Source organism: Actinoplanes sp. NPDC051346, assembly GCF_040682215.1.
In the GTDB taxonomy this organism is placed as follows: domain Bacteria; phylum Actinomycetota; class Actinomycetes; order Mycobacteriales; family Micromonosporaceae; genus Actinoplanes.
Genome location: NZ_JBFBAJ010000022.1, coordinates 1 through 24,235 on the forward strand (window position 1 = coordinate 1; position 24,235 = coordinate 24,235).

Genomic DNA, 24,235 nt, shown 5'->3' on the forward strand with positions numbered 1-24,235 from the left:
GCTAAGCCCTCCAGCGCCGATGGTACTGCACTCGGGAGGGTGTGGGAGAGTAGGACGCCGCCGGACTTAACGTGAAGAAACGCCCACCCCGACACGCGTGTCGGGGTGGGCGTTTCCGTTATATCCACACCCATGTTTTCTGAGGCCGACCCGCCCCCGGGTCGGCCTTTCCTCATTTCCACACCCAAACAGGCGACCACCCAGTCCCAGCTGTGGACCGGGGATTCGTCCTGGAGACCGCGCGGGCTCGTCGCGCACGATGTCACGCGGCGGGCCGGACGTGCGTAGGCCGGACCGTGTTGAGGCCGGACCGTGTTGAGGCCGGACCGTGTTGAGGCCGGACCGTGTTGAGGCCGGACCGTGTTGAGGCCGGACCGTGTTGGGGTCGGACCGCGTTGGGTTAGGCCGAGCTGGGTGGGGCGGGCTTGACGTCGGTGATGGCGTGCGTCGACGTGGGGGTCCAGGCTGACGGCGGGGGCGCTGCTGCTGTTGCTGCGCTGCGGCGGGCTGGCGTGGCTGCTTCGGTGGCTGGCATGGCGTCGCGGGTTTGCAGGGCGTAGGTTGACCTTCCTGAAGGGACGTGCCGTGTAGGCAACCGAGGGGTCGGGTAATAGGTGGCCATGATTGTCCGGGTGCTGCGGACGGCCGTGATGGCGGGTGTGCTCGTGATGGCCGGTTGCTCGATGGCCGACGACAGTGGGCGGGACTACAACCCGGCTCATCAGCCCGACTACGTTCTTCCCGGCTATGGCGGTTCCTCTGATCCCGCCCCGGTTCCGACCTGGCAGGGGTCGGGAACAGGGTTGGGGCTTCCCGGCATCGGACAGGCCGAACCCAGCGAGCCCGACCAGACCGTCCGAGGTGGCGCCGGGTATGCGAGCAAGCCGCATACCTTCGAGCTTGCCAGCGGAGCTGATGCCGTGCGGGTGAGTGTCGCGGACCTCGGTGGGGACCTGTTCGACGTGTCGGCCCCGAGCCGCTCGGAGGTTCGGCCGACTGTCGATGTGAAGGGGACCTCCGTGGTCGCCCGACTGGGAGAGACCGGGAATGCCGGCCCTTCCATCGTCACCGTGCTGTTGGCGCGGGACGTTCGGTGGCAGGTGCGGCTCACCGGCGGTGCTAGCGACGAGGCCGTCGATCTCACCGGAGGGACGCTCGGCGGGGACGTCGATCTCAGCGCCGGCACGAGTCGGGCCGAGGTGGCGTTGCCGGCCGCTGCGGGTACGCAGAAGGTGACCGTGAACGGCGGGGCTAGCCTGCTTACCGTCCGCCTGGCTGGCACCGCACCCGTTCGGGTCGCTGCTCGGGACGGGGCCGCGAATGTCACCATCGAGGGCCAGAGCCAGTCGAGTGTTGCCAACGGGTTCCTCTTCGTGCCGCCTAGCTGGGAGTCGGCCAAGGACCGTTTCACCATCGACGTCACTTCGGGGGTCTCGTCCCTCACCGTCGCCCGTGGATAACTACCACTGAGTCATCAGCGGGTTGTGCACTGCGCACGGGTGCTGGCCGGGTCGGCAGCGTCGGAAGGGCGATAGATCCGACAAACCGCCTGTGGACGGGGCTGTGGACGGAGGCCGCGGGTGTGGCAACGGGCGGCTTACCGACGCGCTTGCGGACGAGGGTCGCGAGCGCAGACAGGTTGCCCCAGGCCAACTGGACTTCCCAATCGGAGAGGTCGGAGAGGTCGGAGAGGTCGGAGAGGTCGGAGAGGTCGGAGAGGTCGGAGAGGTCGGAGAGGTCGGAGACGCGCGGGCCCGCCGTTCTTGGCCGTGCCGATGACGAGGCTGCGGGCGCGCTTCCAAGGGTGCACCCAGATTAGGGAGACGCCAGCCGTCCGCCGTTCTCACCCGCGTGGGCAGGAATGCCAGTGAACACGGGGGTACCCGCGCTCATGGAAGCGAGAGTTCGGCGCGTGCCGAGTGGCGCTTGTCGACCTAAGTGGCTGGTGGTTGGGCGTACGATGGCGATTTTCTGACCTTAGTCAGAGAATCTGTTACCGTCGCGTGATGGACCAGGTCGAGCTGGTGAGGGACTTCAACCGCTATTACACCCGGCGCATCGGGGTCCTGACCGATCGATATCTCGGACAGCGTCGTTCGTTGGGCGAGGCGCGACTTCTCTTTGAGATCGGCGCCGGTGCCGAGGTGCGCGAGCTCCGCGCTCGGCTCGGACTCGATTCCGGATACCTGAGTCGGCTGCTGCGATCCCTGGAGGCCGAGGGGCTCATCCGGGTCGACCCGCAGCCGGACGATCGCCGGCTGCGGGTCGCTGAGCTGACCGATGCCGGCGCTCAGGAGCTGGACGATCTTGATGCTCGTTCGCGGGAGGCTGTTGACGCGTTGTTGCGTCCGCTGACGGTGGTGCAGCGGGAGCGGTTGGTCGCCGCCCAGGATCAGGTGCGGCGCCTGCTGCGGCTGGCCGCGGTTGATATCCAGCGGGTCGACGATGCCTCCGGGATTGCGCGGGCCTGTCTGCGGACGTACGCGGATGAGCTCGCGGATCGCTTTCCGGAAGGGTACGACGCTGCGACGCTGACGCCGCCGGGGCAGTTGGCGCTGCTGGTGGCCTGGGATGAGGGGGAGGCGGTCGGTTGCGTGGCGTGGCGGCGGCTCGGGCCGAAGGTGGCCGAGGTGCGGCATCTGTGGGTTGGCGTGCGGGCGCGGGGTATCGGGTTGGGGCGCCGGCTCCTGCAGGAGATCGAGGCGGATGCGGCGGCGCACGGGTTCACGATGATTCGGCTGGGCACGCATCGGGCGTTGACCGAGGCGATCGCGTTGTATCGCAGCAGTGGGTATCGGGAGATCGAGCCCTATGACGATTCGCCGTACAACCAGGTGGCCTTCGAGAAGGGGGCCGCTTAGCCGTCGATGCGGGTGATGTTGCGGATCTTGTTGGAGGCGTCGAGGGCTGCGACTTTGTAGGCTTCGGCGAGGGTGGGGTAGTTGAAGACCGCGTCGACGAGGTAGTCGACTGTGCCGCCGCAGCCCATGACCGCTTGTCCGATGTGCACGATTTCGGTGGCGCCGGTGCCGAAGACGTGGACGCCGAGTAGGCGGCCGTCGGTGGGGGAGACAAGGAGCTTCAACATTCCGTACGAGTCGCCGACGATCTGGCCGCGGGCGAGTTCGCGGTAGCGGGCGATGCCCACCTCGAAGGGTGCCGACTTGTCGGTCAGTTCGTCTTCCGTCGCGCCGACGAAGCTGATTTCCGGGATCGTGTAGATGCCGATCGGCTGGAGCTGGTGCATGTCGCGGGCCGGTTCTCCGCAGGCGTGGTGGGCCGCCAGCCGGCCCTGCTCCATCGATGTCGAGGCCAGGGCCGGGAAGCCGATGACGTCGCCGACCGCGTAGATGTTTTCTACCGCCGTACGGTAATTGCCGTCGACTTCGATGCGGCCGCGACGGTCCGCGGTGAGGCCGGCCGCTTCCAGGGCCAGGTCGTCGGTTTGGCCCTGCCGGCCGGCGGAATACATGACAGTGTCGGCGACGATCTTCTTGCCGCTCTTGAGGATGCACAGTGCGGCGGTCTGGTGTCTTTCGACCGAGGCGACCTCTTCGCCGAAGCGGAACGTCACCGACAGGTCTCGCAGGTGGTACTTGAGGGATTCGACGATTTCCTCGTCGCAGAAGTCGAGCATCTTGTCGCGGCGCTCGACCACGGTGACCTTGGTGCCGAGGGCGGCGAAGAGCGAGGCGTACTCCATGCCGATCACGCCGGCGCCGACGACGACCATGCTGCGCGGCACGGCCTCGAGGTTGATGACGCCGTCGGAGTCGACGATGGTGCGGTCGTCGAAGTCCACGCTCTCCGGGCGTGCCGGGCGGGTTCCCGCGGCGATGATGATCTTTTCGGCGCGGATCTTGCTGTCCCGGCCGTCGCCGGCGTCGACCCAGATGGAGTGCGCGTCGGCGAACCGGCCCGTGCCCGTGATCATCGCGACCCGGTTGCGGGCGAGCTGGTTGCGGATCACGTCGGTCTGGCGGCTGATCACGTGCTGGGTCCGTGCGGCCAGGTCGGAGACGGTGATCTCGTCTTTGACGCGGTAGCTGCTGCCGTACAGATCTCGTTGGCTCAGGCCGGTCAGGTAGAGCACGGCCTCGCGCAGCGTCTTGGACGGGACCGTGCCGGTGTTGATGCACACCCCGCCGATCATGTCGCGGCGGTCGACGATGCCGACCCGCTTGCCGAGTTTGGCCGCGGCGATGGCCGCCTTCTGCCCGCTGGGCCCCGAGCCCAGGACTACCAGGTCGTAGTCGTTCACAAGGCTCAGCGTCGCAGGACTTGCACCCCTCGCGCTACGGCTTCTCGCACAATGCCTTGATCGGCATGTCCGAGTCGGGGACGTGCCCGGGCGGCCACGGCGAGCCGTACAACTCGGCAGACATCACCACGGTCATCCACGGCACCCAGGGGCTGCGCAGCATCATCGGCTGGGCGCCCTGGAAGTAGAGGTTGACCGACCAGTCGAGCGGGTTGGGCTGGATCAGAATCAGCGAGCGGAAATCGTACGCCTGCTCACCGTTCTTTTCGCGCAGCACGAGTCGCTGGCTGGTGATGGTCGCGCCCTGCCGTCCCTCGTGCCGCCAACCCGCCCGGGTTCTCGCGCCGCTGCCGTTGCTCGTGAAGAAATAGCCGCCGCTGGCGAAGATTCCGCTCGAGTAGTCCACATCGGCGGAGAAATAGGCGAGTACGTCGACGGGAAAGGCGCCGTACTCTGCCTCGTCCGGCTGGAGCGCGATGGTCGGCGTCACCGCGGCGGGGTGCCCGCCGCGGTGCACGAGGCGGGCGAGCAAAGACATCGAGCGCCACCCCGCGTCGGTCTGTTCCTTTGTGAAATCCCACGTCACCCTGGTCACGACACCCACCGTGACACGCTCCGTCGAGCCACCACCAGTGGATTCACCCGGCCATGCGGCGAAATGCCCGGAGCGCCGAGGCGGCTCAGCCGAACGTCCGGTATGCACCCCCCACCCGGCGCCACCCGGACGAAGGACAATCCCGCGAGTTGGCAGCGGCAACCCCTCCTGCCTGGTAAAACCCGCCGCTACGCGAGGTCGGCACAGCAGGCGCCGAAGATGCGCCTCGACCCGCAGGGGCAGGAGTCGTCGTGCCGGACGAGGCGAAGCTGCGGCGGGGCATAGGCGACAAAGGCCATGCCCAACGGATCCCGTTCCGTGAGCAGGCTCAGCCTGGCCGAGCGCATGGCGTCGGCCACGGGCGCGCGGAGAATCAGGAAATTCTCGAGGAAATGCTGGCCGAAACGAGCACCGAGACTCTCGTCGGTGATGATTTCGGTGCCTATCACTCCGGAAGCCCGCGCCCGCTGGATGAAGGCCTCGACGAAATTCATGGCGTACTTGGGCTGGACCGCGGCCGTGCGGCAGCCGTTGAGAAAGACCAGGGGCCTGCTGCCCTTCCAGAAGACCTTGCCGTTGGAGAGTTGGGCATAGTCGATACCCGCGGACTCCTCCGAACCCACCTGGAGGGCGGGCACGCCGTTCGCTTCGGTGCCGTGACAGTAGAAGTACACGAAATGCGGCGAGCGGTGGCGATCGCGGAGCGCGGACAGCAGTTGATCGCGGTCCTGGAAGCCGGCCACCGAGCCGAGCCCTTTCAACACCTCGAGCACCCAGGCGGTGTGCGGGCCGATGAAGACGTCCGCCACACCCAGGATGGCGCGCAGGTCGTCGGCCACCTCGATGTAGGGCTTGGTGCTTCCCCCGCCTATCGACTGCGGGAGCGTCACGCCGTGCCGGAAGCCCCAAAATCCGGCCGGGCACACCACCGTTTCCGCGTGGGTCGTCTCGCCGCGGAAACAGGCATGACTCGCCAGGTCGGCTTGCGCGTCGATCGCGGCCAGCGCGTGCTCGCACACCCTCCAGGAGGGCCACGGCACGCCGGTGTCGAGGTCGAAGTCGTAGAGCAGCGCGGCCGGCACGGTGTAGGACGCCTTGACCTTGTTGGCGAACTCGACCAGCCCGGGCCGACGCATGACTTCTTGCAGGGCGAGGATCGGCGAGTTGTCGTCGTCTTCCGGCAGGCCATCCGCGGTGGCGGCCACTCCTCCGATGACCGCCGTCCACATCAGATAACCGGCGAGGGCCAGTTCCTTGAGATCGCTCTCAAACGTGGGGGTGTGTCCCGGATTCAGATACTTGAAGGGAGTGCCCTCCTGCCAGCCCTCGGTGTTGCCCCAGGCCACCCACGACAGAGTCCGGCGTACCCGGCCGAGGAACTCCTCCACCTCTCCGGCGGAGACCATTGTCGTGGCCTTGACGGTGGATTCGCCGAAGAACCGGAAGCTGTGGGTGCCGTCGTCGTTGCTGTTGGCGAAGACCGACAGGCGCAACGGTGGGATGCGGGCCAGGGCGGCCGGATCGAGGGTCGAGTCGGTCACGTAGTCGAGCGTCGTACGCAGGGCATCGCGCTGGCGTACGCCCGCGAGAGCGACGGTGACCTGCACTACCCGGGACTGGAGCAGGGTATTTCGGCAGTAGATGTTGCACCGGAGCCGGTAGATCCCCGGGGTCTCCGGCACGTGCACCGGAAAGAGCAGCCGATCGTCGGAGCGGAATTCGTGCGTGGGCTGCTTTACGTCCATTCCGCCGTCGGCGCGCAGGATGAGACGGCCGACGTCCGCTCCGGGCGTCACCCCGAGCTCTCCCCGGTAGTCGAAGAGCACGACGTGGATGACCTCGCCGGCCGACGCGTCGTCGGGCAACATCAGCGGCGCGGCGAGGTCATCGATGTTCCCTGGGAGCGCGGACGGTCCGACCGCCAGCCAGAACAGGTAGCGGCCGCCCTCGAGCGGCAGATCGGCCGGCAAGGGATCCTCCGACGCCCAGGTCTGGGCGAAGCCGGTGCTGACGACCCGGACTCGCGTCGGGGGCTGTTCGTAGTAGTAATCCTCCTCGTCGTCCTCCTCGAAGGACAGACGTGGCTGGGCGCTCCCCAGCGGTTCACCGCGGCGTTCCTGGCGCCGTAGCACCTGGACCAGCCCGACCGCGAGGTAGGAGAACGGAACCAGCAGCAGGAGCGACGGCGGCAGGTTGGCGACGAAGTCGAGCAGGTCGGTCAGCACGGACACGATCAGCGGCCACCCTGCACGCCGCCCCGGCCCAGCATCGGATGGGAGCCGTCGCTCTCCTGGTTGTCGGCGAGGGCGGGCCTTCGGCCGTCCAGGAAGTAGGCCAGGGTCCACCCGTTCTTACGCTGCGTCAGGATGAAGACCACGAGCAGCAGGAAGTAGACCGTGAAGCCGGTGAAGAGCCCGATTCCGTACGCCGCGAAGAGGGTCGTCTGCTCGGGGAAGAGCGCCAGTATCGCGCCTCCGCCAACCGCGCCGACCAACGACAGCAGGTCGAGGAGCTTGACGGAGCCGCGATAGCGGTTGATGAAGTAGGTGTTCCAGCCGATGACGACGCCGAAGAAGAATGCACCCCACTCGATGAAGGTCATGGACCATGGTTTGCCGTTCCGTACCCTTCGGACAATCCGTCGTTCAGGTATTCACTCCGCTGTCGTCTGGCCGCTCTGCGTGACGGGCTCCTGATCGAGGAAGGCGAGCGTCGTCGAGGCGAACAACGGCGACATGAAGAGGTTGTAGTGCGTGACTCCGGGCAGGATCGCCAGGGCGTGGCCGCCCTTCGGCCGGCCCTCGCCCATCCAGCCGCCGTCGCGGATGCCGCCGTCCAGCAGCCGGAAGATCTCCACGAAGTGGCTCGGCGGCACCAGGTCGGCGTCGGCGCCCATCACCAGCGTCGGGACCCGCAGGCCGCGCACCTCGTCGGTGAAGTCGTAGTCCTTCGCCATCGCCTCACCGATCTTGTCGAGCAGCCGCGGGAAGTCCTCGGGCCGGGGCGCCACCCGCTGGTAGAGCTCGTACATCGGGGTGTCCTTCATGAAGTCAGCGGCGGCGGCGGACACCTGGCCCTGCTGCTCGAGGATCTCCGGATAGGTGGCGTCGCGGCGGATGCCCGCCGACGCGGTGACCAGGCGGCCGACCTTGTCCGGGTGCCGGATCGCGACCAGGAGTGCCACGCCACCGCCGAGCGAGTAGCCGACCACGTCCGGCTTCCGCAGCTCCAGGTGGTCGATGAGCGCGGCGATGTCGTCGGCCATCGACCGGATGTCCAGCGGCCGGTCGATATCGGCGGTGCGGCCATGGCCCTGCAGGTCGACCAGGATGACCTGGTGGCGCTCGGCGAAGGTGTCGATGAGCGGGCCGAACATCTCACCGGAGCCGAGGCCGCCGTGCAGCAGGACCATCGGGTGTCCGGTCCCGTGCGTCTCGTAGTAGAGGGTGATCCCGTTGACGGTGGCGTACTGGCCCTGGGTGGCGGTCATGACGACTCCTCGTGTGCTTGGTGCGGTCTGACGCAGTGGTAGACCGGGCGGGCGCCGCGAACTCATCGCTCCTGGAGCTATTTTTTTCCTGTGACTGATGTGGCGGAGCTCGAGGCCTATCGGCCGGAGCTGACCGGATACTGCTACCGCATGCTGGGGTCCGCCTTCGAGGCCGAGGACGCCGTCCAGGATGCCCTGGTCCGGGCCTGGCGAGGGCTCGACAGCTTCGAGGGGCGCTCCGCGCTGCGGTCCTGGCTGTACCGGATCGCGACGAACGTCTGCCTGACCATGCTGGACAGCGCCCAGCGGCGGGTCCGGCCGATGGACCTCGGCCCGGCCGGGTCCGGCGGGGCGACCGGCGCGGGCGAGCCGCGTCCCGACGAGATCTGGGTGGGGCCGGTGCCGGACGCCAGGGTGCTGCCCGAACGCGCCGACCCGGCGGAAGTCGTCGCCGGCCGCGAATCGATCCGGCTGGCGTTCGTCGCCGCGCTGCAACACCTTCCGCCGCGGCAGCGGGCCGTGCTCATCCTGCGTGAGGTGCTCGCCTGGTCGGCGCAGGAGGTGGCCGACCTGCTCGACATGTCGGTCGTCGGCGTCAACAGCGCCCTCCAGCGGGCCCGCGCCACGATCGCTTCCGTCGACACGGACGCCGACGTGCACCGGCCGCTGGACGACGAGCAACGGGCGCTCCTCAACCGCTATGTGACGGCGTTCGAGGCGTACGACCTGACGGCGTTGACGGCGCTGCTGCACGAGGACGCGACGCTGTCGATGCCGCCACTGCCGCTGTGGCTGCGTGGCCACGACGACATCGCCACCTGGATGGCCGGGACGGGCGGGGGCTGTCGTGGTTCCCGGCTCGTGCCGGTGGTGGCCAATGGCCTTCCGGCCTTCGGGCAGTACCGGCCCCGCCTCGACGGTCCCGGGCACGACCCGTGGGCGCTGATCGTGCTGGAGGTGTCAGCCGGGCGGATCGCGGGGGTCACCAACTTCCTCGACACTGCTCGCCTGTTCCCGCTCTTCGGGCTGCCGGCCCAGTTGTCGGGCTAGCGCTTGAACAGGCGGCTTAGCCAGTGCCGCGGCTGTGGCGGCGGCGAGGACGGTTCCGGCTTCGTTGTCGGCTCAGGTCGTGGCGGGTTGAGCAGGAGGTCGACCAGACAGGTACGGCACAGGTCGGGGCTGCCCCATTGGGCGTACAGGTCGATGTAGGGGATGTCCTCGCTGGCCAGCTCCGGATGGAAATCGACGAGCCAGTACGGCTCTTTGTAGTACGGCAGCGGAGGGCCGGTCAGCAGCAGCTCGCAGATGCTGTTCGGCCTCATCAGCCCGGGGCGGTCCTCCGTGATGGCGAACTCGCACAGGTGCCGGACTCCGGCGTCGTCGGCGATCAGTTCGTAGGTCTCCTGCGTCTCGCGACTGTGGAACGGCGACCTCGGGCCGAGCACCATGCCATGTCGAGGGCTGAACAGGGCATGCCACTCATGGGGGTCGGAATCCGTGGTGACCACCACCGGGATGATGTCGTCCAGCGGCCCGAGCGGCGTATCCGGGTAGGAGGGGTCCGGTTCGCCGATGGGGGTTGCTCGGTAGCAGTGCTCCCCGTCCGGCAGTGTGCCGTTGAGCGGGCACGACTGCGAGTAGACCGGATTGAACATTTCCTCCACATTGGTGCTGTATCGCAGGTACTTGCGGCTGCCGTCGGGGAACTGAATCGTTGCCATCCACGTACCCATGGGCCGCTCCTTCCGTCGATCATCGCTCGGCAAGGGTACGAGGGGTGATCAGGCGGTGAGGATGATTTTTCCGGCCACGGTGCCGGACTCGGCCAGGCGCAGCGCCTCGGCGGCCTGGGGGAGCGGGAACGTGGCGGCGACCTGTGCGGTGATGCGAAGCTCGGCCATGGCGTTCAGGACCTGGGTGAGGTCGTGGCGCAGCCGGTCCTGGAAGCGCCGCTTGGCCAGGCCGCGGCCGGCCCAGACGTTGTAGAAGTAGGCACGCCGGCCGTTCGGCAGCGCGTTCCACGCCCACACCCGGCCGAGGATCTTGAGCACGGGCAGCTGCTTGGAGCCTTCGTCGTCCCGGGTGGCGGCACTGCCGTAGGCAACCAGGGTCCCGCCGCGGGCGAGCAGGCGCCACGAGTGGGGCACGCTGTCCGCGCCGAGGTGGTCGAAGACCGCGTCGACGCCGCCGGGGACGAGCTGACGCACGGCGGCCGCCACGTCGGTGCGGTAGTCGATCGGGGTGACGCCAAGGGCGCGCAGGCTCTGGTGGTGGCGCGGGGAGGCGGTGCCGATGACCCGTACGCCGGCGAGGCGGGCGAGCTGCACCAGGGTGGAGCCGACGCCACCGTTCGCGCCGTGCACCAGGATCGTCTGGCCGGCCCGGATGCGCGCCTTGCGGTGCAGCATCTGCCAGGCCGTGATGCCGTTGATCACGACGGTCGCCGCCTCGACCGGCCTCAGGCCGGTGGGCACCGGCACCATGTCGGCCGCCTCCACGAGCACGTGACTGGCCCAGGCACCCACCTTGGTCAGCACCGCGACGCGCTGACCCACCAACGCGGGGTCGCCGTCGTCGCCGACGGAGTGGACGACGCCGACCATGTCGTAGCCGGGCACGAACGGGAACGGCGGCTGGTCGTAGTAGCGGCCCCGGCGCATCTGCTGCTCCGCGAAGGACACCCCGGTGGCCTCCATCCGCACCACCGCCTGTCCCGCGCCGGGCGTCGGGATCGTCGTCTTGTGCACCTGCAGACCCTCGGGGGCCACCACGCCCGGGAGCACGATCTCGGTCCGCTGCTCGATCATCGCCTTCGTCATTTCACCATCTCCTTGTCGCTACTGCATCTCGCCTTGGTTAGAGGCTCTAACGGAAGTATTATCCACTCACGGAGCCGCTGTCAAGCGAGGTCCATAGGCAGGCGAGGGGAAGAGGCGATGGCCGACAACGGCAGGAGTCCGCGGGAGCGCTACCGGGAGCAGGTCCGCGACGAGATCAAGGCGCACGCCTGGACCCAGGTGGCCACCGGTGCGTCCGCGCCCTCGCTCAACGCCATCGCCAAGCGGATGGGCATCAGCGGGCCGGCGCTCTACCGCTACTTCCGCAACCGCGACGAGCTGATCACCGATCTCGTCCTCGACGCCTATCGGGACCTGGCGGCCACCTGTCGGGCCGCGGCGGCACCCGGCGAACCGCCGCGGGCGCGGCTGACCGAGGTGGCAGTCGCTCTTCGCCGGTGGGCTCTGGCCACACCGCACCGCTATCTGCTCATCTTCGGCACACCGGTGCCCGGATACTCGGCGCCGCCCGAGGCGACCACGATCGCCAGCAGCCTCATGGCGGTCCTCGTCGAGGCGTTCGCCGAATCCGCTACACCCGCCCGCGGCCCGGGGGGCGCGGCGATATTCGACGCGCACCTGGGCGGGCATCAGAAATGGACGGGCAGTCGTCCGGCCACGGCCGGATCCCTCCGCCGGGCGCTCACGTTCTGGACCCGGCTACACGGTGTCGTCAGCCTCGAGATCGCCGGTCACTTCGCCGGCATGGGATTCGATCCGGGTCTGCTCTACGCCACGGAGGTCGAGGCCGCACTGACCGCATGATCAGTTCGGCGGTTGCCGGAGGGCGGCCACCCACTCGTCCGGCCAGGGGGCGCTGCGGGCGCCGTCGTCTTCGTCGTGGCCGCCGGCGATGTGCACCGTGATGTATCGGCCGGATGCGGCCCGGGCACGGGGGCGGCCCGGCAGTTCCTCGCGCCAGACCTCGAAGGTGAAGGTCATCGAGGCCGTGCCGATCTTTTCGATCTCGACGACGGCCGTCACCTCCTGGTCGAAGCGGAGGGCGGCCTCGAACTCGACCTCGTAGCGGACCCGCGGCGCGACGGGGAAGTAGCCCGGAAGGCCATGGGTCCGCATGAGCTCGGCCTCCGCGGCCTCGACATAGCGGGTGACCGCGGAGTTGTGGTAAATGCCCGCGGCGTCGGTATCGATCCAGCCCACCCGGGTGCGGTGCACCCCGCGCGGGGTGTAGGCGTCGGTCACCGCGGGGTCCAGCGCAGATGAACGTGCTGGTCGGCCTGCTGTCGTAGCAGCGCCAACCGCGGCGGGATCTTGTCGGTGCGTGACGTCGGAGGCTTGCGGCTGCCGGCCCGGAACTGGATCGGCCATCCGGCGCCCTCGCCCCGGTAGTCCTGCTCCGCGGCGGCGTGCAGCGTCCACTGCGGATCGTAGAGATGGGTACGGCCCAGGGCGCACAGATCCGCCCGTCCCGCCAGCAGGATGGAGTTCACGTCGTCGTAGGAGGAGATGGCGCCCACGGCGATGACCTTCACGCCCGCCGGCGCCGCGACGAGCTGGCGGATCCGGTCGGCGAACGGGGTCTGGTACGAGCGGCCGTATGCCGGCTGCTCCTCACTCGTGACCTGCCCGGAGGAGACGTCGACGGCCGCCGCGCCATGCTCGACGAAGGCCCGGGCTATCTCGACGGCGTCGTGCTCGGTGTTGCCGTCGGGCACCCAGTCGGTTGCCGAGATGCGTACCGTCACCGGAATCTGGTGGGGAACGGCCGCGCGGACGGCGTCGAAGACCTCCAGGGGGAACCGGAGGCGGTTGGTCAGCGATCCGCCGTACTCGTCGGTGCGCTTGTTGGCCACCGGGGAGAGGAACGACGACAGGAGATAGCCGTGCGCGGCGTGGACCTCTACGAGGTCGAAGCCCGCGGCGACGGCGCGAACGGCCGCGGCGACGAAGTCGGCCACGACCTTGTCCAGGTCGGTGCGGTCGGCCTCGCGGGGCAGGTGGCAGCCCTGGCCGTACGCCAGCGCCGACGGGCCGATGACCTCCCAGTTGTCCCCGGGCAGGGGCCGGTCCATGCCGTCCCACATGAGCCGGGTGGAGCCCTTGCGTCCCGAGTGGCCGAGCTGGACGCCGATCTTGCCGGTCGTCCGTGAGTGCACGAAGTCGGTCACGCGCCGGTACGCGTCGCGCTGCTCGTCGTTCCACAGGCCTGTGCAGCCGGGGGTGATCCTGCCCTCGGGGGAGACGCAGACCATCTCGGTCATGACGAGCCCCGCGCCGCCGAGCGCCTTGGAGCCCAGGTGCACCAGGTGGAAGTCGTCGGGCATGCCGTCGGTCGCCGAGTACATGTCCATGGGGGAGACGATGACCCGGTTCTTGAGGCGCAGGGGACCGATGTCGACCGGCTGGAACATCGCGGGCACGGCCTCGCGGGCCCCCGCCGACTCGGCGAACGCCGACTCGATGCGGTGGGCGAACTCCGGGTCGCGCTCCTTGAGGTTCTCGAAGGTGATGCGCCGGGACCGGGTCAGCAGGTTGAAGCAGAACTGGGCGGGCTCCTGGCCGGCGTACATTCCGATGTTCTCGAACCACTCGAGCGAGGCCTGTGCCGCACGCTGGGTCGACTCCACCACCGGCTTCCGCTCGATTTCGTACGCCTCGAGCGCGTCGACGAGCGTCGGCCGCTCGTGCAGGCACGCCGCCAGGGCCAGGGCGTCCTCCATCGCGAGCTTCGTGCCCGACCCGATGGAGAAGTGCGCGGTGTGCGCGGCGTCGCCGAGGAGGACGACGTTGCGGTCGTGCCAGCGCTGGTTGCGTACCGTGGTGAAATTGAGCCATTTGGAATTGTTGGTCAGCACCTCGTGGCCGGCGAGCTCGTCGGCGAAGATCGCCTTGATCTTCTCGACGGCGTGCTGATCGGAAGCGCCGGGCGGCAGCGACTGGCCCTCGGTCGCGTCGAATCCCGCGCGACGCCAGACGTCCTCGTGCATTTCGACGATGAACGTCGACCCGGTGGCGGAATACGGATAGCCGTGGATCTGCATGGTGCCCCACTCCGTCTGCTTGACGAAGAATTGGAACGCCTCGAAGACCAGATCGGTGCCGAGCCAGATGTACTTGTTCGGCCGGTGGTCGAGAGCCGGCGCGAAGGTGTCCGCGTACTTGGTGCGGATCGGCGAATTGACGCCGTCGGCGGCCACCACGAGGTCGTGGGACGCGCGCAGCTCGTCGGCGTCGGGCGCCTCGGTCTCGTAGTGGACCCTCACGCCGAGGTCCGCGACGCGTTGCTGGAGCAGGCGCAGGAGATCCTTTCGGCTCATGGCGGCGAAGCCCTGCCCGCCGACCGTGAAGGTGTGCCCGTCGACGTCGATGTCGATGTCGGTCCAGCGGGCGAAGCGGCGGGCCATCTGGTCGTGGATGACCGTGTCGGCGTTCCCGATGCCGCCCAGCGTCTCGTCGGAAAAGACGACGCCGAAGCCGAAGGTGTCGTCGGGGGCGTTGCGCTCCCAGACGGTGATCTCGTGGCTCGGGTCCAGCTGCTTCATCAGCGCGGCGAAGTAGAGACCGCCGGGGCCGCCGCCGGCAATTGCGATTCTCACGCGGGTTCCTGCTCTCTTTCGACGCGCTGCCGCAGGACGTAGCGCTGCAGCTTGCCGCTCGGGTTACGCGGCAGCGACTCGCAGAAACGGACTTCGCGGGGGTACTTGTACGGCGCGAGCTGCTGCTTGACGTAGTCCTGGATCTCCTTGGCCTTCGCCGCGTCACCGTCGACGCCGTCCACCAGCACGACGAAGGCGCACACGATCGAGCCCCGGTCGGCGTCGGGCTTGGCGACGACCGCGGACTCCGCCACGTCCGGGTGGGTGTTGACGGCCGATTCGACCTCCGGCCCGCCGATGTTGTATCCCGAGGAGACGATCATGTCGTCGGTCCGCGAGCAGTAGTAGAAGTACCCGTCGTCGTCGCGGTAGAACGTGTCACCGGTGACGTTCCAGCCGTCGACGACGTAGCCGGCCTGTCGTTCGTCGTCCAGGTAGCGGCAGCCGACCGGGCCGATCACGGCCAGCCTGCCCTCGACTCCGGCGGGCAACTCCTCGTCCTTCGGGCCGAGGATCGTCGCGCGGAAGCCGGGCACCGGCTTGCCGGTCGCGCCGGGACGGATGTCGTCGCCGGCCGCGGAGATGAAGATGTGCAGCAACTCCGTGGCGCCGATGCCGTCGATGATCCTGAGCCCGATGGCGGCCTCGATCTCGTCCCGGACGCTGCGCGGAATGTGCTCGCCCGCGCTCACCGCGACGCGCAGGCCGCGCAGCTTGTCGATCTTGCCGGACTTCAGGATCTGCCGGTACGCCGTCGGCGCGGTGGCCAGCGCCGTGACCGCGTGCTTCTCGACGAGCTCCGCGAGCTGTGTCGGTGTCGCGCTCTCGACCAGGAACACGCAGGCGCCCGCTCGGAAGGGGAAGACCACGAGCATGCCGAGTCCGAAGGTGAAGCCGAGTGGGGCCGTACACGTCACGATGTCGTCGGCGGTGAGCTGGAGAACCTCCTGGCCGAAGGTGGCGTCGATGGCCAGCAGGTCGCGGTGGAAGTGTGTGGTGATCTTGGGGGTGCCGGTGCTGCCCGAGGTGGGCCCGAACAGGGCGACGTCGTCGGCGGCGGTCGGCACGGCGGCGAACTCGCCCGACTTGGCGGCGCACAGCGCGACGAGGTCGCGGTCGTCGGACCCGCCGAACGGCACCACCGTGACGGCTTCCACCTCCGCCGTGAACCGGTGGTCGACCAGCGCGATCGTCGGTCGGGCCTTGGCGATGACTGGGGAGAGATCGCGGGCGCGCAGGGCCGCCATCGTCGTGACCGTGATGCCGCCGGCCTTCAGCACGCCGAGCCAGCACGCCACCAGCCAGGGGTTGTTGGGGCCGCGGAGCAGGACCCGGTTTCCGGGTACGAGGCCGAGGTCCTCGACGAGAACCTGCGCGACCTGGTTGGCGCGCCGCTGGAGCTCGCCGTAGGTCCAGGTCTCCCCGGAGTCGGTGCGCAGCGCCGGCCGATCGGGGCCGAAGGTCGCGACCGCGACGTCGACGAGCTCCGCGGCCGCGTTGAGGCGGTCCGGGTATCGCAGGCGGTCGGTCGTGAACTCCAGGTGCGGCCACTGGTGGAACGGGGGCAGGTGGTCGCGGGCGAAGGTGTCGGTGTGGGACGAGGGTGAGAGCTGCATCTTCAAGGTCCCTTCCAGGGGGGTCAGGACGCGCGGATCATGCCTTCCTGCACGACCGTCGCCAGGTGTTCGCCGTCGCGGGTGAAGAAGCTGCCCTGGCCGAGCCCGCGCCCGGAGCCGGCGGAGCCCGCCTGCTGCGCATAGAGCAACCAGTCGTCGAGAACGCCCTCGCCCGGGGCGCGGTGGAACCACATCGCGTGATCCAGGCTCGCGGTGACCAGGCCCGGCTTCGCCCAGGGCAGGTCGAGCACGCGCAGCACCGGCTCGAGGATGGTGTAGTCGCAGACGTAGGCCAGGGCCGCCAGGTCCCGCTGGGTGCGGGTCAGGCCCTCGACCGGCCGCAGGGTGTCGTACGGCTTCACCCAGATGGCCTGATGTGGCGCCCGTTCCCCGTCGACGGTCAGGTAGACCGGCCCGGGAACGTGCCGCATGTCGAAGCTGCGCCCGCCGCCCCAGTAGGCCTTCGACTCCTCGGTCATCGTCCCGCCGTCGCGCGGCGCTAGGTATTGCGCGGAGGTGGGCAGCGTCTCGGGGCCGGGGAGCTCGGGAGCCTCGACGGAGAAGGTGCCGCCGGGCTCGCCCTTGGCGAAGGAGGCGAGGGCCACGTACACCGGCTTGCCGGACTGGTAGGCGCGGACCTGGCGGGTGCCGTACCCGCGGCCGTCACGGAGCAATTCCACCTCGTAGCGCACCTCGGCGCCGATGTCGGCCGGGCGCATGAAGTAGGAGTGCATCGAGTGCAGGGTCTTGCCCTCCGGACCGTCGGGGACGGTCCGCATGGCGGCCGCCGCGGCCGCGGCCACCAGGTCGCCGCCGTACGCCTTGGGCCAGGGGCAGGGCTGGGTGACGGCGGTGTAGGCCACGTCGAAGTGCTGCGCCTCCGCCTCCTTCAGGGTGATGGAGGCGGTGAAGGTCTCCGAGGTCGGGGTCACGGGCGCTCACTCCAGTCGCGCAGCGCCTCGTCCGCGACGTCGTCGAGGTTGACCACGATGTTGTCGGGCGTGCGGGTGGTCATCCAGGTCAGCGGGTTGTTGCGGTCCAGGTTGCACTCGACGTGCGGCATGTAGGGCGGGACGAAGACCCAGTCGCCCTCCGCCATGTCGATGTAGTCCTGGAACTTCGCTCCGAAGTAGATGCGTGCACGGCCCGACAGGACGAACCCGCCGGTCTCGGCCTCGCCGTGGTGGTGGGGGACCGACCGGAAGCCGGGCTCGTTGCTGACCTTGCCGAACCAGAGGCGGCGTGCCGGCGTGTGCTGCGGGCTCACGCCGGCGATGCGCGTGGCGCCCGCCGACTGGCCGGTCAGCCCGGATTCGAGCCCTCCCCGGGTGACGACCGGGACGACCAGGCCGTTGGTGGCGTACATCGAGTTGTCACCCGGGAAGTCACCCTCGGTGAGTTGCATGTCGACTCCTAGTCCTTGACGACGATCCGGTTGCGCAGGACGCCGATGCCGGTGATCTCGGTTTCCAGGACGGCGCCGTCGGCGAGGTAGGCCGGGGGCGTCATTCCCATTCCCACCCCTGAAGGCGTTCCGGTCAACACCAGGTCGCCGGGTCGCAGCCGGGTGAAGGTCGACACGTACGCGACCAGCGCGGCAGCGTCGAAGACCAGCGAGCTCGTGTTGCCACGCTGCCGCTGGACGCCGTCGACCCGGCAGACGACCTCCACGCCCGCGGCCGGGTCGAGCTCGTCGGGGGTGACCACGACCGGGCCGATCGGCGTGGTGCGGTCCCAGGCCTTGCCCTGGAACCACTGCAGGGTCCGCTTCTGCCAGTCGCGGACCGACACGTCGTTGGCGACCGTGTAGCCCCAGATCGCGGCGGCGGCCTCGGCCGGGTCGGCACCGCGGATCTCCGCGCCGACGACCACGGCCAGCTCTGCCTCCCAGTCCACGTTCAGCCCGGGCGGAAGTGCGATGTCGTCGGTCGGACCGGTCAGGGTGTCCGCATACTTGGCGAACAGGGTCGGATGGGTAGGAAGCTCCCGGCCCATCTCGAGGATGTGGTCGGCGTAGTTCAGGCCGCAGCAGATCACCTTGCGCGGCGCGGGAAGCGGCAGTGCCATGCCGGCGGGCCGCACCGGTTCGCCGATGAGGTCGCTCACCGGCCGGCCGGCGAACTCGTCGAGATAGGCGGACAGGTGCGGTGCGGGCAGCCGGCGCCACCCGTCGCCCGGGTCGACCGCGGCCGTCGCGATGCCGTCCGCCGGGGTCACCGTCGCGAACCTCATGCGTGCACTCCTCCAGGCCGTGTATGCAGTTTTTTTCACGCCCGTCAGCTAAAGTCAATACTCTAGACCCGACGGAGGCCCGATGCTGCCCATTCCTGTTAATCCGGATGCCCTGCCCGCCCCCAGCGGCTACTCGCACGGCACTCTGGCCGGCAACACGCTCTACCTGGGCGGCCAGACCGCCCTCGACAAGGACATGAAGATCGTCGAGGGCGGCATCGTCGAGCAGTTCCGCCAGGCCTTCGGCAACGTCCTCACCACGCTGCGGGCGGCGGGCGGCCGGCCGGAGGACCTCGTCAGCATCACGATCTATCTCACCGACATCCCCGACTACCAGGCGCACGGCAAAGAGATCGGCCGGGTCTGGCGCGAGCTCGCCGGGTCCGTCTACCCGGCCATGGCCGGCATCGGCTGCACCGCGCTGTGGCAGCCGGAGGCGTTGATCGAGATCCTGGGCGTCGCCGTCATCCCCGAGGAGCGGCTCGTCAGGCCGTGACCTCGCCCATCGCTTCGCCCATCACCGAGCTCGCGAATCGATGCGCGGGCTCGGTCAGCCTCTCCCGCAGTTCGTCGAAGAGGGTGGCCGCGCGGACTCCGTTCCAGTCGCGCGGAAGGATCTCCGGCGGCAGGCCCGGATCGAGGAACGGGAGGCGGCGCCAGGCGGTCAGGGTGCGTACGTAGTCGTCGAACGCCTCCGCGTCGCCGTCCACCTCGCCCCGCACCCAGCGCGACAGCACCGGCTCGAACGAGTCCAGGAACTCGCCGTAGAGCTTCTGCAGCCCGTCCAGGTCCCACCAGCGGCCCGCCAGCTCGGCGACGTCCCCGAACGCCAGGTAGTCGGCGTCGAACAGGTCCACGAACCCCGACAGCTCGTAGCGCTCCAGCACCTCGCGGGTTTCCTGGCGCAGATGACGAGGCGCGATCCACACCCCCGAGGCCACCGTGCCGAACCCCAGCCAGCTCAGCCGTGAGCGCAGCACGTGCCGCTGCTGGCGCTGGGACTCGGGCACGCTGAAGACCGCGAGCAGCCATCCGTCCGCCAGCTCGGCACGCTGCCGGCCGAAGATCCGTTGATCGCCCTCATCGAGGATCCCCCGGGCCTGGTCGGACAGGCTGTATCCGGCCGACCCGTTCACCTTCCGCGCCTCGAGCAGTCCCCGGCGCTTCAGCCGTGAGATCGCCGAGCGCGCCGAGGGCGCGTCGATCTTGAGCCGTTCCATGAGCTGGATCAGGGCGGACACGCTGATCCAGCCGCCGGCCTCGCGGGCGTACAGCCCGTAGATCGTGACGATGAAGGCGCGAGGCTGCGTCGACCTCGGCTCTTCCGTCACCTGGACACGATAAAGGCCGCGGGCCGGGCCGCGCGGGGACCCCCTGGTAACCGTACGTACGTCTTTAGATCGCAGCTCAGCGCGCTCACAGGTGGTCGGGAGGAGAATCGGGCCGACCGTCACCCGCCCGGCGAGAGGCGACTGAGGTGGAACTCCAGGAGAAAGGGGCCGCGCGGCTGCCGCCGCGTTGGTTCATCCGTCTTTTTTGGACAGTGCATCGCGGGCTGTACCGGATCACCCGGGGACGATTCGGGTTGCGGCGGCCGAAGGCGCAACAGTGGGGAATGTTCCGGCTGACGACGACCGGGCGCCGCAGCGGGCAATCGCGCAGCGTGATTCTCGCCTATCTCGAGGACGGCCCGAATCTGGTCACCCTCGCCATGAACGGCTGGGGCGAAGCGGAGCCGGCGTGGTGGCTCAACCTTCAGGCGAACCCGGATGCGCGCGCCGACCTCCCGGACGGGTCGCGACTGGTCCGGTGCCGCGCCGCCGAGGGCGCCGAGCGGGACCGGCTCTGGCAGCTCTGGCGCGAGACCAACGCCGACCTGGACGCCTTCGCGGCGCGGCGCCCCACCCCGACCGCGGTGGTGGTCCTCGAACGACGACCCGGATGACACCCGCGCCCGCGCGGGCTCTGTCGGCGATGACAGAGCCGCGCGGGCGGTTTTCTTCAGTTTTTGCAGGTGGACCCGGGGGCGGGCAACTTCTGCTGGGTCAGGTACCTGCCGAAGGCGTCCTGCACACACCCGGAGAAGAGGATCATGCTGTAGTCGTCTCCCTCGCGGGTCAGCACCCTGCTGCCGGGCAGCTGCCGGGCCAGGGAGAAGCCCTCGGAGTACGCGGCGAGCGACTGATGCGTGGACTGCAGAATCAGCGCGGGCGGCGTGGTCCGGGCCGGTGCCGGACTGGCCGGCCGGGTGGCCCGGTGGGGCCAGCCGATGCAACCCGCCGCGGTGTCGTAGGCCCGGGTGGCGCCCGCCACGTGCGGGGAAGCCGATCGGGTCATGGCGGACAACTGGGTCAGGTCAGCGAGCGTGGCGGCCGCGGGCGGAGTGTTGACGCAGTTCAGAACGTGGGCCTGCACGGGTGACAGGGTGTCGTCGGGGCTGGCGGCGAGCGTCGCCGCGTTGCCGGCGAGCGCCTCCTTGATCGCCTGGCCGAAGCGGGGCCAGGCCAGGGTCTGCACCAGGTGCTCCTGGGCCGCGCGCCGGACGTCCTCACCGGTGAGCGACGGCAGGCTCCGCGCCCTGATCGGCTTGGCGTCGGCGTTCTTCACCAGCCGGTCGAACGCGGCAAGGGAAGACTTGCCCTTCAGGGCGCAGCTCGCGGTGGTATCACACCAGGCGGCCCAGCGGACGAGCGCCGTCTCGGCGGCGGTCGACTCGCCGGCCAGCCGGGTGACCGGGTCCAGGGTGTCGTCGACAGCGGTGTCCAGGACCATGCCGCGGAGGCGGTGCGGGAACATCTGCGCGTAGGCGCGGCCGAGGCTGGTGCTTCCGTGGATGCCGTACCAAGTGACCTTCTTGGCGCCGAGGGCCTCGCGCACCGCGTCGAAGTCGCGGACGCTGCTGGCGGTGTCGAGGTGGTCGAACAGGGAGCCGGTCAGCCGGCGGCACTGCTTGGCCAGGTCGGCGTTGTCGGCGGCCAGGGCCTGGAACTGAGCCTGGGTACGGGGGAAGTAGGTGACGCCCGCACGGCGCTGCGGCCGCCCGCAACTGATGGGGCTGCTCTCTCCCACGCCGCGGGGGTCGACCGCGATCAGGTCGAACCGGGTGGCCAGCGGCGCCTTGACCAGGCCCGCCTTCAGGCCCAGCCGAAGCTGCTCGATCGGCGACGAACCGCCGCCGTTGTTGAGCAGCAGCGGGCCGATGCGGTTCGGGCCGTCGGCGCGCCGACGGACGACCGCGAGGGTGGTCTTCTCACCGCGGGGCTTCTCCCAGTCGACAGGCACTTTCAAGGTGCCGCAGTCCAGACCGGCGAGCCCGTCGGCGGTGCAGGCCTTCCAGGCGATGGTGCTCCTCGGCGTGGCGGAGCTCTCCCGGGTCGTGGTCAAAACGGTGACGCCGGCGGCGACGGCGGTGACGGACAGGGCGGCGAGCGTCAAGGTCCGCAGCCGGGTGTTCCTGAACATGATCTCTCCGGATCGGTGAGGGGATTCAACTGATGGCGATGGGGGATCGGTAGCTCGTCGTCAGTCGGTGCTGGCTTCGGCCTTGGTCCGGAGAAGGTGCAGCCATGAGGCGAGAGAGGTGTCGAGGGCGTGACGGAGGTTGTCCTCGTCGGCGCGGACCGGTTCGCCATCCCACGACTCGGCGGTGCGCACGATGGTGGCGTCGCCGTCGGCGGTGAAGGTCCACTCGTGGATGCCGGTGATGCCGTGCGCGGGACCGCCCCAGAGGATGCGGTGCGGAGCGTCGACCGCGTAGACGGTGGAGGCGATCTGGAGGCCGGCGGTGGTCCAGTGGAACGTGGTGCCTGGTTCCAGCGGTCCGTCGACGGAGGCGGTGTCGATGTCGCTCTGCCAGGTGGTCCAGTTGTTGACGTCGGTGTGCAGCCGCCAGACCCGGTCGACGGGCGCCGCGATGCGAATCTCACGTCGGACGACGACGGTGGCGTCTTCTTGAATGTTCGTGATCATGGCGTTCTCCAGGTCTTCGTCGCTCCGAGGGCCACCGGCGATCTCCGGTGCGACTCTGACTCTGCACGCAGCGGCCGGCCAAAGGCATGATCAACCGCTGCTCACCACTGACCATCACTGCTCACCGCGATTCGCCATCGGGCGCCCTGGCGGTGTCCTAGAGCGGAGCGCCGCCGACGCCGAACTCGTTGCCGTCGGGATCGCGGTAGGTGATCTTGCGTACGCCGTTGTCGTACGTCTCCCGCGTCACGGGCTCGATGCCCCGCTCGGCGGCGCCGGACACGAATGCCTCGAGGTCGTCGAGGACGATGGTGTGCATCGCATGGCCGGCGTGCTCGGGCCGGACCTCGACGTAGACGTATCGGTGCTCGCCGAGCTCCCACACCGCCTCGACGTCGTTCGGGAAGAACGCCGGCGGGTGGCCTAGCAGCTTCTCGTACCAGGCCAGCGCCGCCGGACGGTCGGTGACCGGGATTCCCGCGAACAGGTCAACGGTCATGCGGCGAGTCTAATTCGGCATCAGGTGCCGGGACGGCGGCCGAACGTTTTCACCGTCACGCCGACTTTGCCGACGCTGTAGTACTTCTTGGCGTCGGACCGCAGCAGGTTCACGCAGCCGTGCGAGCCGCGCCACTTGTCGTGGAGGTACGTGGTGGTCTGGTGGAAGCCCACTCCGCCGATGAAGCGTTGCCAGTACAGCAGCCACACGCTGTAGGGGTTGGACCATTCCTTCTTCGCCCGCTTGTTGATCGTGAAGGTGCCCGTGGGGGTGCGGTAGCCCTTCATACCCGTACGGACGACGGTGGGTTTGGTGTGGACCTTGCCGTTCTTCATGATCCAGCTGGTCTGGTGCGTCAGGTCGACGCAGAAGGTGATGCCCTTCTTCCTGGGCTTGCACTTCGACGTCTTCGTCGCCGCCAGCCGCTTGGCGACGTCGTTGGTGGTCGCACCCGCCAGACCCTTGGCCGGCGTGATGCCGAAGCGCTTCTGGAACTTGACGATCGCGGCACAGTCGGCGGTGGACTGCTTGCCGTCGACCGTCACCGTGCCGTATCCGCCGAGCTTCTTGAGGTAGCCCTCGACCTGCTTCTGGTACTTGCCGGTCGCGCATGACGCGGCAGCCGCCCTGGCGGCCACGGCGGCGGTCGCTGGAGCCGTCCGCGTGAGGTTGCCGGCGCTGGCCGGCGCTGGCGCGAACGCCCCGAGACCGCCGCCCACCAGCATCGCCGCTATGCCGGCCAGGCGGGTGATAACCCGTCTCCCTGCCACGTTTCGTCCTCCCCAGGATTGTGTCCGCACATCGAAGCACAGCCGATCCAATTCATGATCGGACAGCTGTTACCGCTCTCGGTCCATGGCGGTGAGCAGCGCGGGAAGCAGGCCGGGGAAGCGGGCCTCGAGGTCGTCGGCGCGGAGCGCGTTCATCTTCATCGTGCCGGCGTAGTACTGCCGCACCAGGCCGGCCTCGCGCAGCACGCTGAAGTGGTGGGTCATGGTCGACCGGGTCACGGGCAGGTCGAACGCGCCGCAGCTCAGGTGCTCGCCGACGTCGGCCAGGTGCCGCACGATTTCGCGGCGTACCGGATCGGCCAGGGCCTCGAACAGGCTCTGGACGGTGATCGCGTCGGATTCCGGGTGTTCCAGGATCCTGGGCTGGGTTTTCGGTCTCGCCATCGTC

At 69.0% G+C, this 24,235-nt stretch carries 25 protein-coding genes; 6 read left to right on the forward strand and 19 right to left on the reverse strand.

The features are described 5' to 3' along the window. Positions 1-632 precede the first annotated feature (632 nt). Positions 633-1,460, forward strand: a complete 828-nt coding sequence (locus tag AB0M36_RS35130; RefSeq protein WP_364166625.1) for a hypothetical protein — start codon at positions 633-635, stop codon at positions 1,458-1,460. Between the two features lie 546 nt (positions 1,461-2,006). After that, positions 2,007-2,861: a bifunctional helix-turn-helix transcriptional regulator/GNAT family N-acetyltransferase gene (locus AB0M36_RS35135; protein ID WP_364166626.1), complete on the forward strand. Its 855-nt coding sequence runs from the start codon at positions 2,007-2,009 to the stop codon at positions 2,859-2,861. Here the strand turns inward: AB0M36_RS35135 and sthA are convergent. The 5 genes from sthA to AB0M36_RS35160 all read right to left on the reverse strand — a co-directional run bounded on the left by sthA (position 2,858) and on the right by AB0M36_RS35160 (position 8,346). Next, a complete protein-coding gene (sthA, locus tag AB0M36_RS35140) occupies positions 2,858-4,261 on the reverse strand; it encodes a Si-specific NAD(P)(+) transhydrogenase (protein ID WP_364166627.1) in 1,404 nt (467 codons plus the stop codon). The genes AB0M36_RS35135 and sthA overlap by 4 nt on opposite strands. 34 nt (positions 4,262-4,295) lie before the next feature. Then, entirely contained in the window at positions 4,296-4,799 is a 504-nt protein-coding gene (locus AB0M36_RS35145; RefSeq protein ID WP_364166629.1) for a hypothetical protein, read from the reverse strand. Between the two features lie 245 nt (positions 4,800-5,044). After that, positions 5,045-7,087: a CHAT domain-containing protein gene (locus tag AB0M36_RS35150; protein ID WP_364166631.1), complete on the reverse strand. Its 2,043-nt coding sequence runs from the start codon at positions 7,085-7,087 to the stop codon at positions 5,045-5,047. Positions 7,088-7,089: 2 nt separating this feature from the next. After that, entirely contained in the window at positions 7,090-7,458 is a 369-nt protein-coding gene (locus tag AB0M36_RS35155; protein WP_364166633.1) for a hypothetical protein, read from the reverse strand. Positions 7,459-7,509: 51 nt separating this feature from the next. Next, the gene (locus AB0M36_RS35160; protein WP_364166634.1) at positions 7,510-8,346 is read right to left on the reverse strand and encodes an alpha/beta hydrolase; all 837 of its coding nucleotides are present in this window, start codon (positions 8,344-8,346) and stop codon (positions 7,510-7,512) included. Between the two features lie 90 nt (positions 8,347-8,436). Between AB0M36_RS35160 and AB0M36_RS35165 the strand changes: the two genes are divergently transcribed. Next, complete coding sequence (locus AB0M36_RS35165) at positions 8,437-9,396, forward strand: sigma-70 family RNA polymerase sigma factor (RefSeq protein ID WP_364166636.1); 960 nt, start codon at positions 8,437-8,439, stop codon at positions 9,394-9,396. On the opposite strand, the gene AB0M36_RS35170 is transcribed toward AB0M36_RS35165, so the two are convergent. Both AB0M36_RS35170 and AB0M36_RS35175 read right to left on the reverse strand, forming a co-directional pair. Beyond that, a complete protein-coding gene (locus AB0M36_RS35170) occupies positions 9,393-10,079 on the reverse strand; it encodes a hypothetical protein (protein WP_364166637.1) in 687 nt (228 codons plus the stop codon). The two genes, AB0M36_RS35165 and AB0M36_RS35170, sit on opposite strands and share 4 nt — an antisense overlap. A gap of 48 nt (positions 10,080-10,127) precedes the next feature. Next, on the reverse strand, positions 10,128-11,165 hold the full coding sequence (locus AB0M36_RS35175) for a medium chain dehydrogenase/reductase family protein (RefSeq protein WP_364166639.1): 1,038 nt from the start codon (positions 11,163-11,165) through the stop codon (positions 10,128-10,130). A 117-nt stretch (positions 11,166-11,282) separates the two neighbouring features. Here AB0M36_RS35175 and AB0M36_RS35180 point away from each other — a divergent pair, with 117 nt between their 5' ends. After that, the gene (locus AB0M36_RS35180; protein WP_364166641.1) at positions 11,283-11,948 is read left to right on the forward strand and encodes a TetR/AcrR family transcriptional regulator; all 666 of its coding nucleotides are present in this window, start codon (positions 11,283-11,285) and stop codon (positions 11,946-11,948) included. Here the strand turns inward: AB0M36_RS35180 and AB0M36_RS35185 are convergent, their stop codons facing one another. The 6 genes from AB0M36_RS35185 to AB0M36_RS35210 are packed head-to-tail and all read right to left on the reverse strand — an operon-like array spanning position 11,949 to position 18,588. Next, positions 11,949-12,386 carry a hotdog domain-containing protein gene (locus tag AB0M36_RS35185; RefSeq protein ID WP_364166643.1) on the reverse strand — a complete coding sequence of 146 codons (438 nt, stop codon included), beginning with the start codon at positions 12,384-12,386 and terminating at the stop codon, positions 11,949-11,951. Then, positions 12,383-14,740, reverse strand: coding sequence for a bifunctional salicylyl-CoA 5-hydroxylase/oxidoreductase (locus tag AB0M36_RS35190; RefSeq protein ID WP_364166644.1), 2,358 nt, complete (start codon positions 14,738-14,740; stop codon positions 12,383-12,385). Before AB0M36_RS35190 ends, AB0M36_RS35185 begins: the two co-directional genes overlap by 4 nt. After that, positions 14,737-16,356, reverse strand: a complete 1,620-nt coding sequence (locus AB0M36_RS35195; RefSeq protein ID WP_364166646.1) for an AMP-binding protein — start codon at positions 16,354-16,356, stop codon at positions 14,737-14,739. Before AB0M36_RS35195 ends, AB0M36_RS35190 begins: the two co-directional genes overlap by 4 nt. Before the next feature lie 23 nt (positions 16,357-16,379). Beyond that, positions 16,380-17,288: an acyl-CoA thioesterase domain-containing protein gene (locus tag AB0M36_RS35200; RefSeq protein ID WP_364166648.1), complete on the reverse strand. Its 909-nt coding sequence runs from the start codon at positions 17,286-17,288 to the stop codon at positions 16,380-16,382. Continuing rightward, the gene (locus AB0M36_RS35205; protein WP_364166650.1) at positions 17,285-17,761 is read right to left on the reverse strand and encodes a cupin domain-containing protein; all 477 of its coding nucleotides are present in this window, start codon (positions 17,759-17,761) and stop codon (positions 17,285-17,287) included. Before AB0M36_RS35205 ends, AB0M36_RS35200 begins: the two co-directional genes overlap by 4 nt. Before the next feature lie 8 nt (positions 17,762-17,769). After that, on the reverse strand, positions 17,770-18,588 hold the full coding sequence (locus tag AB0M36_RS35210; protein WP_364166652.1) for a fumarylacetoacetate hydrolase family protein: 819 nt from the start codon (positions 18,586-18,588) through the stop codon (positions 17,770-17,772). An 82-nt stretch (positions 18,589-18,670) separates the two neighbouring features. Here AB0M36_RS35210 and AB0M36_RS35215 point away from each other — a divergent pair, with 82 nt between their 5' ends. Then, positions 18,671-19,084, forward strand: coding sequence for a RidA family protein (locus tag AB0M36_RS35215; protein WP_364166654.1), 414 nt, complete (start codon positions 18,671-18,673; stop codon positions 19,082-19,084). On the opposite strand, the gene AB0M36_RS35220 is transcribed toward AB0M36_RS35215, so the two are convergent. Then, positions 19,074-19,919: a PaaX family transcriptional regulator C-terminal domain-containing protein gene (locus AB0M36_RS35220; protein ID WP_364166656.1), complete on the reverse strand. Its 846-nt coding sequence runs from the start codon at positions 19,917-19,919 to the stop codon at positions 19,074-19,076. The two genes, AB0M36_RS35215 and AB0M36_RS35220, sit on opposite strands and share 11 nt — an antisense overlap. A 212-nt stretch (positions 19,920-20,131) precedes the next feature. On the opposite strand from AB0M36_RS35220, the gene AB0M36_RS35225 reads away from it, so the two are divergent. Then, positions 20,132-20,533 (forward strand): nitroreductase/quinone reductase family protein, encoded by a 402-nt coding sequence (locus AB0M36_RS35225; protein ID WP_364166658.1) that lies wholly within the window; start codon positions 20,132-20,134, stop codon positions 20,531-20,533. 56 nt (positions 20,534-20,589) lie between these two features. Here the strand turns inward: AB0M36_RS35225 and AB0M36_RS35230 are convergent, their stop codons facing one another. The 5 genes from AB0M36_RS35230 to AB0M36_RS35250 all read right to left on the reverse strand — a co-directional run bounded on the left by AB0M36_RS35230 (position 20,590) and on the right by AB0M36_RS35250 (position 24,231). After that, positions 20,590-22,050 carry an alpha/beta fold hydrolase gene (locus tag AB0M36_RS35230; RefSeq protein ID WP_364166660.1) on the reverse strand — a complete coding sequence of 487 codons (1,461 nt, stop codon included), beginning with the start codon at positions 22,048-22,050 and terminating at the stop codon, positions 20,590-20,592. A 60-nt stretch (positions 22,051-22,110) separates the two neighbouring features. After that, positions 22,111-22,557 (reverse strand): SRPBCC family protein, encoded by a 447-nt coding sequence (locus tag AB0M36_RS35235; protein WP_364166662.1) that lies wholly within the window; start codon positions 22,555-22,557, stop codon positions 22,111-22,113. A gap of 157 nt (positions 22,558-22,714) precedes the next feature. Then, complete coding sequence (locus AB0M36_RS35240; RefSeq protein WP_364166664.1) at positions 22,715-23,056, reverse strand: VOC family protein; 342 nt, start codon at positions 23,054-23,056, stop codon at positions 22,715-22,717. A 20-nt stretch (positions 23,057-23,076) separates the two neighbouring features. Then, a complete protein-coding gene (locus AB0M36_RS35245) occupies positions 23,077-23,826 on the reverse strand; it encodes a L,D-transpeptidase (protein ID WP_364166665.1) in 750 nt (249 codons plus the stop codon). 69 nt (positions 23,827-23,895) lie between these two features. Beyond that, on the reverse strand, positions 23,896-24,231 hold the full coding sequence (locus AB0M36_RS35250) for a helix-turn-helix domain-containing protein (RefSeq protein ID WP_364166667.1): 336 nt from the start codon (positions 24,229-24,231) through the stop codon (positions 23,896-23,898). Between the last annotated feature and the right edge of the window lie 4 nt (positions 24,232-24,235).

Excerpts from the sequence above, each read along its gene's own strand:
- AB0M36_RS35235 (WP_364166662.1), bottom strand. The coding sequence starts at position 22,557 with ATGATCACGAACATTCAAGAAGACGCCACCGTCGTCGTCCGACGTGAG.
- AB0M36_RS35155 (WP_364166633.1), bottom strand. The coding sequence starts at position 7,458 with ATGACCTTCATCGAGTGGGGTGCATTCTTCTTCGGCGTCGTCATCGGC.
- AB0M36_RS35250 (WP_364166667.1), bottom strand. The coding sequence starts at position 24,231 with ATGGCGAGACCGAAAACCCAGCCCAGGATCCTGGAACACCCGGAATCC.
- AB0M36_RS35180 (WP_364166641.1), top strand. The coding sequence starts at position 11,283 with ATGGCCGACAACGGCAGGAGTCCGCGGGAGCGCTACCGGGAGCAGGTC.
- AB0M36_RS35215 (WP_364166654.1), top strand. The coding sequence starts at position 18,671 with ATGCTGCCCATTCCTGTTAATCCGGATGCCCTGCCCGCCCCCAGCGGC.
- AB0M36_RS35240 (WP_364166664.1), bottom strand. The coding sequence starts at position 23,056 with ATGACCGTTGACCTGTTCGCGGGAATCCCGGTCACCGACCGTCCGGCG.
- AB0M36_RS35195 (WP_364166646.1), bottom strand. The coding sequence starts at position 16,356 with ATGCAGCTCTCACCCTCGTCCCACACCGACACCTTCGCCCGCGACCAC.
- AB0M36_RS35160 (WP_364166634.1), bottom strand. The coding sequence starts at position 8,346 with ATGACCGCCACCCAGGGCCAGTACGCCACCGTCAACGGGATCACCCTC.
- AB0M36_RS35210 (WP_364166652.1), bottom strand. The coding sequence starts at position 18,588 with ATGAGGTTCGCGACGGTGACCCCGGCGGACGGCATCGCGACGGCCGCG.
- AB0M36_RS35230 (WP_364166660.1), bottom strand. The coding sequence starts at position 22,050 with ATGTTCAGGAACACCCGGCTGCGGACCTTGACGCTCGCCGCCCTGTCC.
- AB0M36_RS35205 (WP_364166650.1), bottom strand. The coding sequence starts at position 17,761 with ATGCAACTCACCGAGGGTGACTTCCCGGGTGACAACTCGATGTACGCC.
- AB0M36_RS35175 (WP_364166639.1), bottom strand. The coding sequence starts at position 11,165 with ATGACGAAGGCGATGATCGAGCAGCGGACCGAGATCGTGCTCCCGGGC.
- AB0M36_RS35145 (WP_364166629.1), bottom strand. The coding sequence starts at position 4,799 with ATGTCTTTGCTCGCCCGCCTCGTGCACCGCGGCGGGCACCCCGCCGCG.
- AB0M36_RS35135 (WP_364166626.1), top strand. The coding sequence starts at position 2,007 with ATGGACCAGGTCGAGCTGGTGAGGGACTTCAACCGCTATTACACCCGG.
- AB0M36_RS35170 (WP_364166637.1), bottom strand. The coding sequence starts at position 10,079 with ATGGGTACGTGGATGGCAACGATTCAGTTCCCCGACGGCAGCCGCAAG.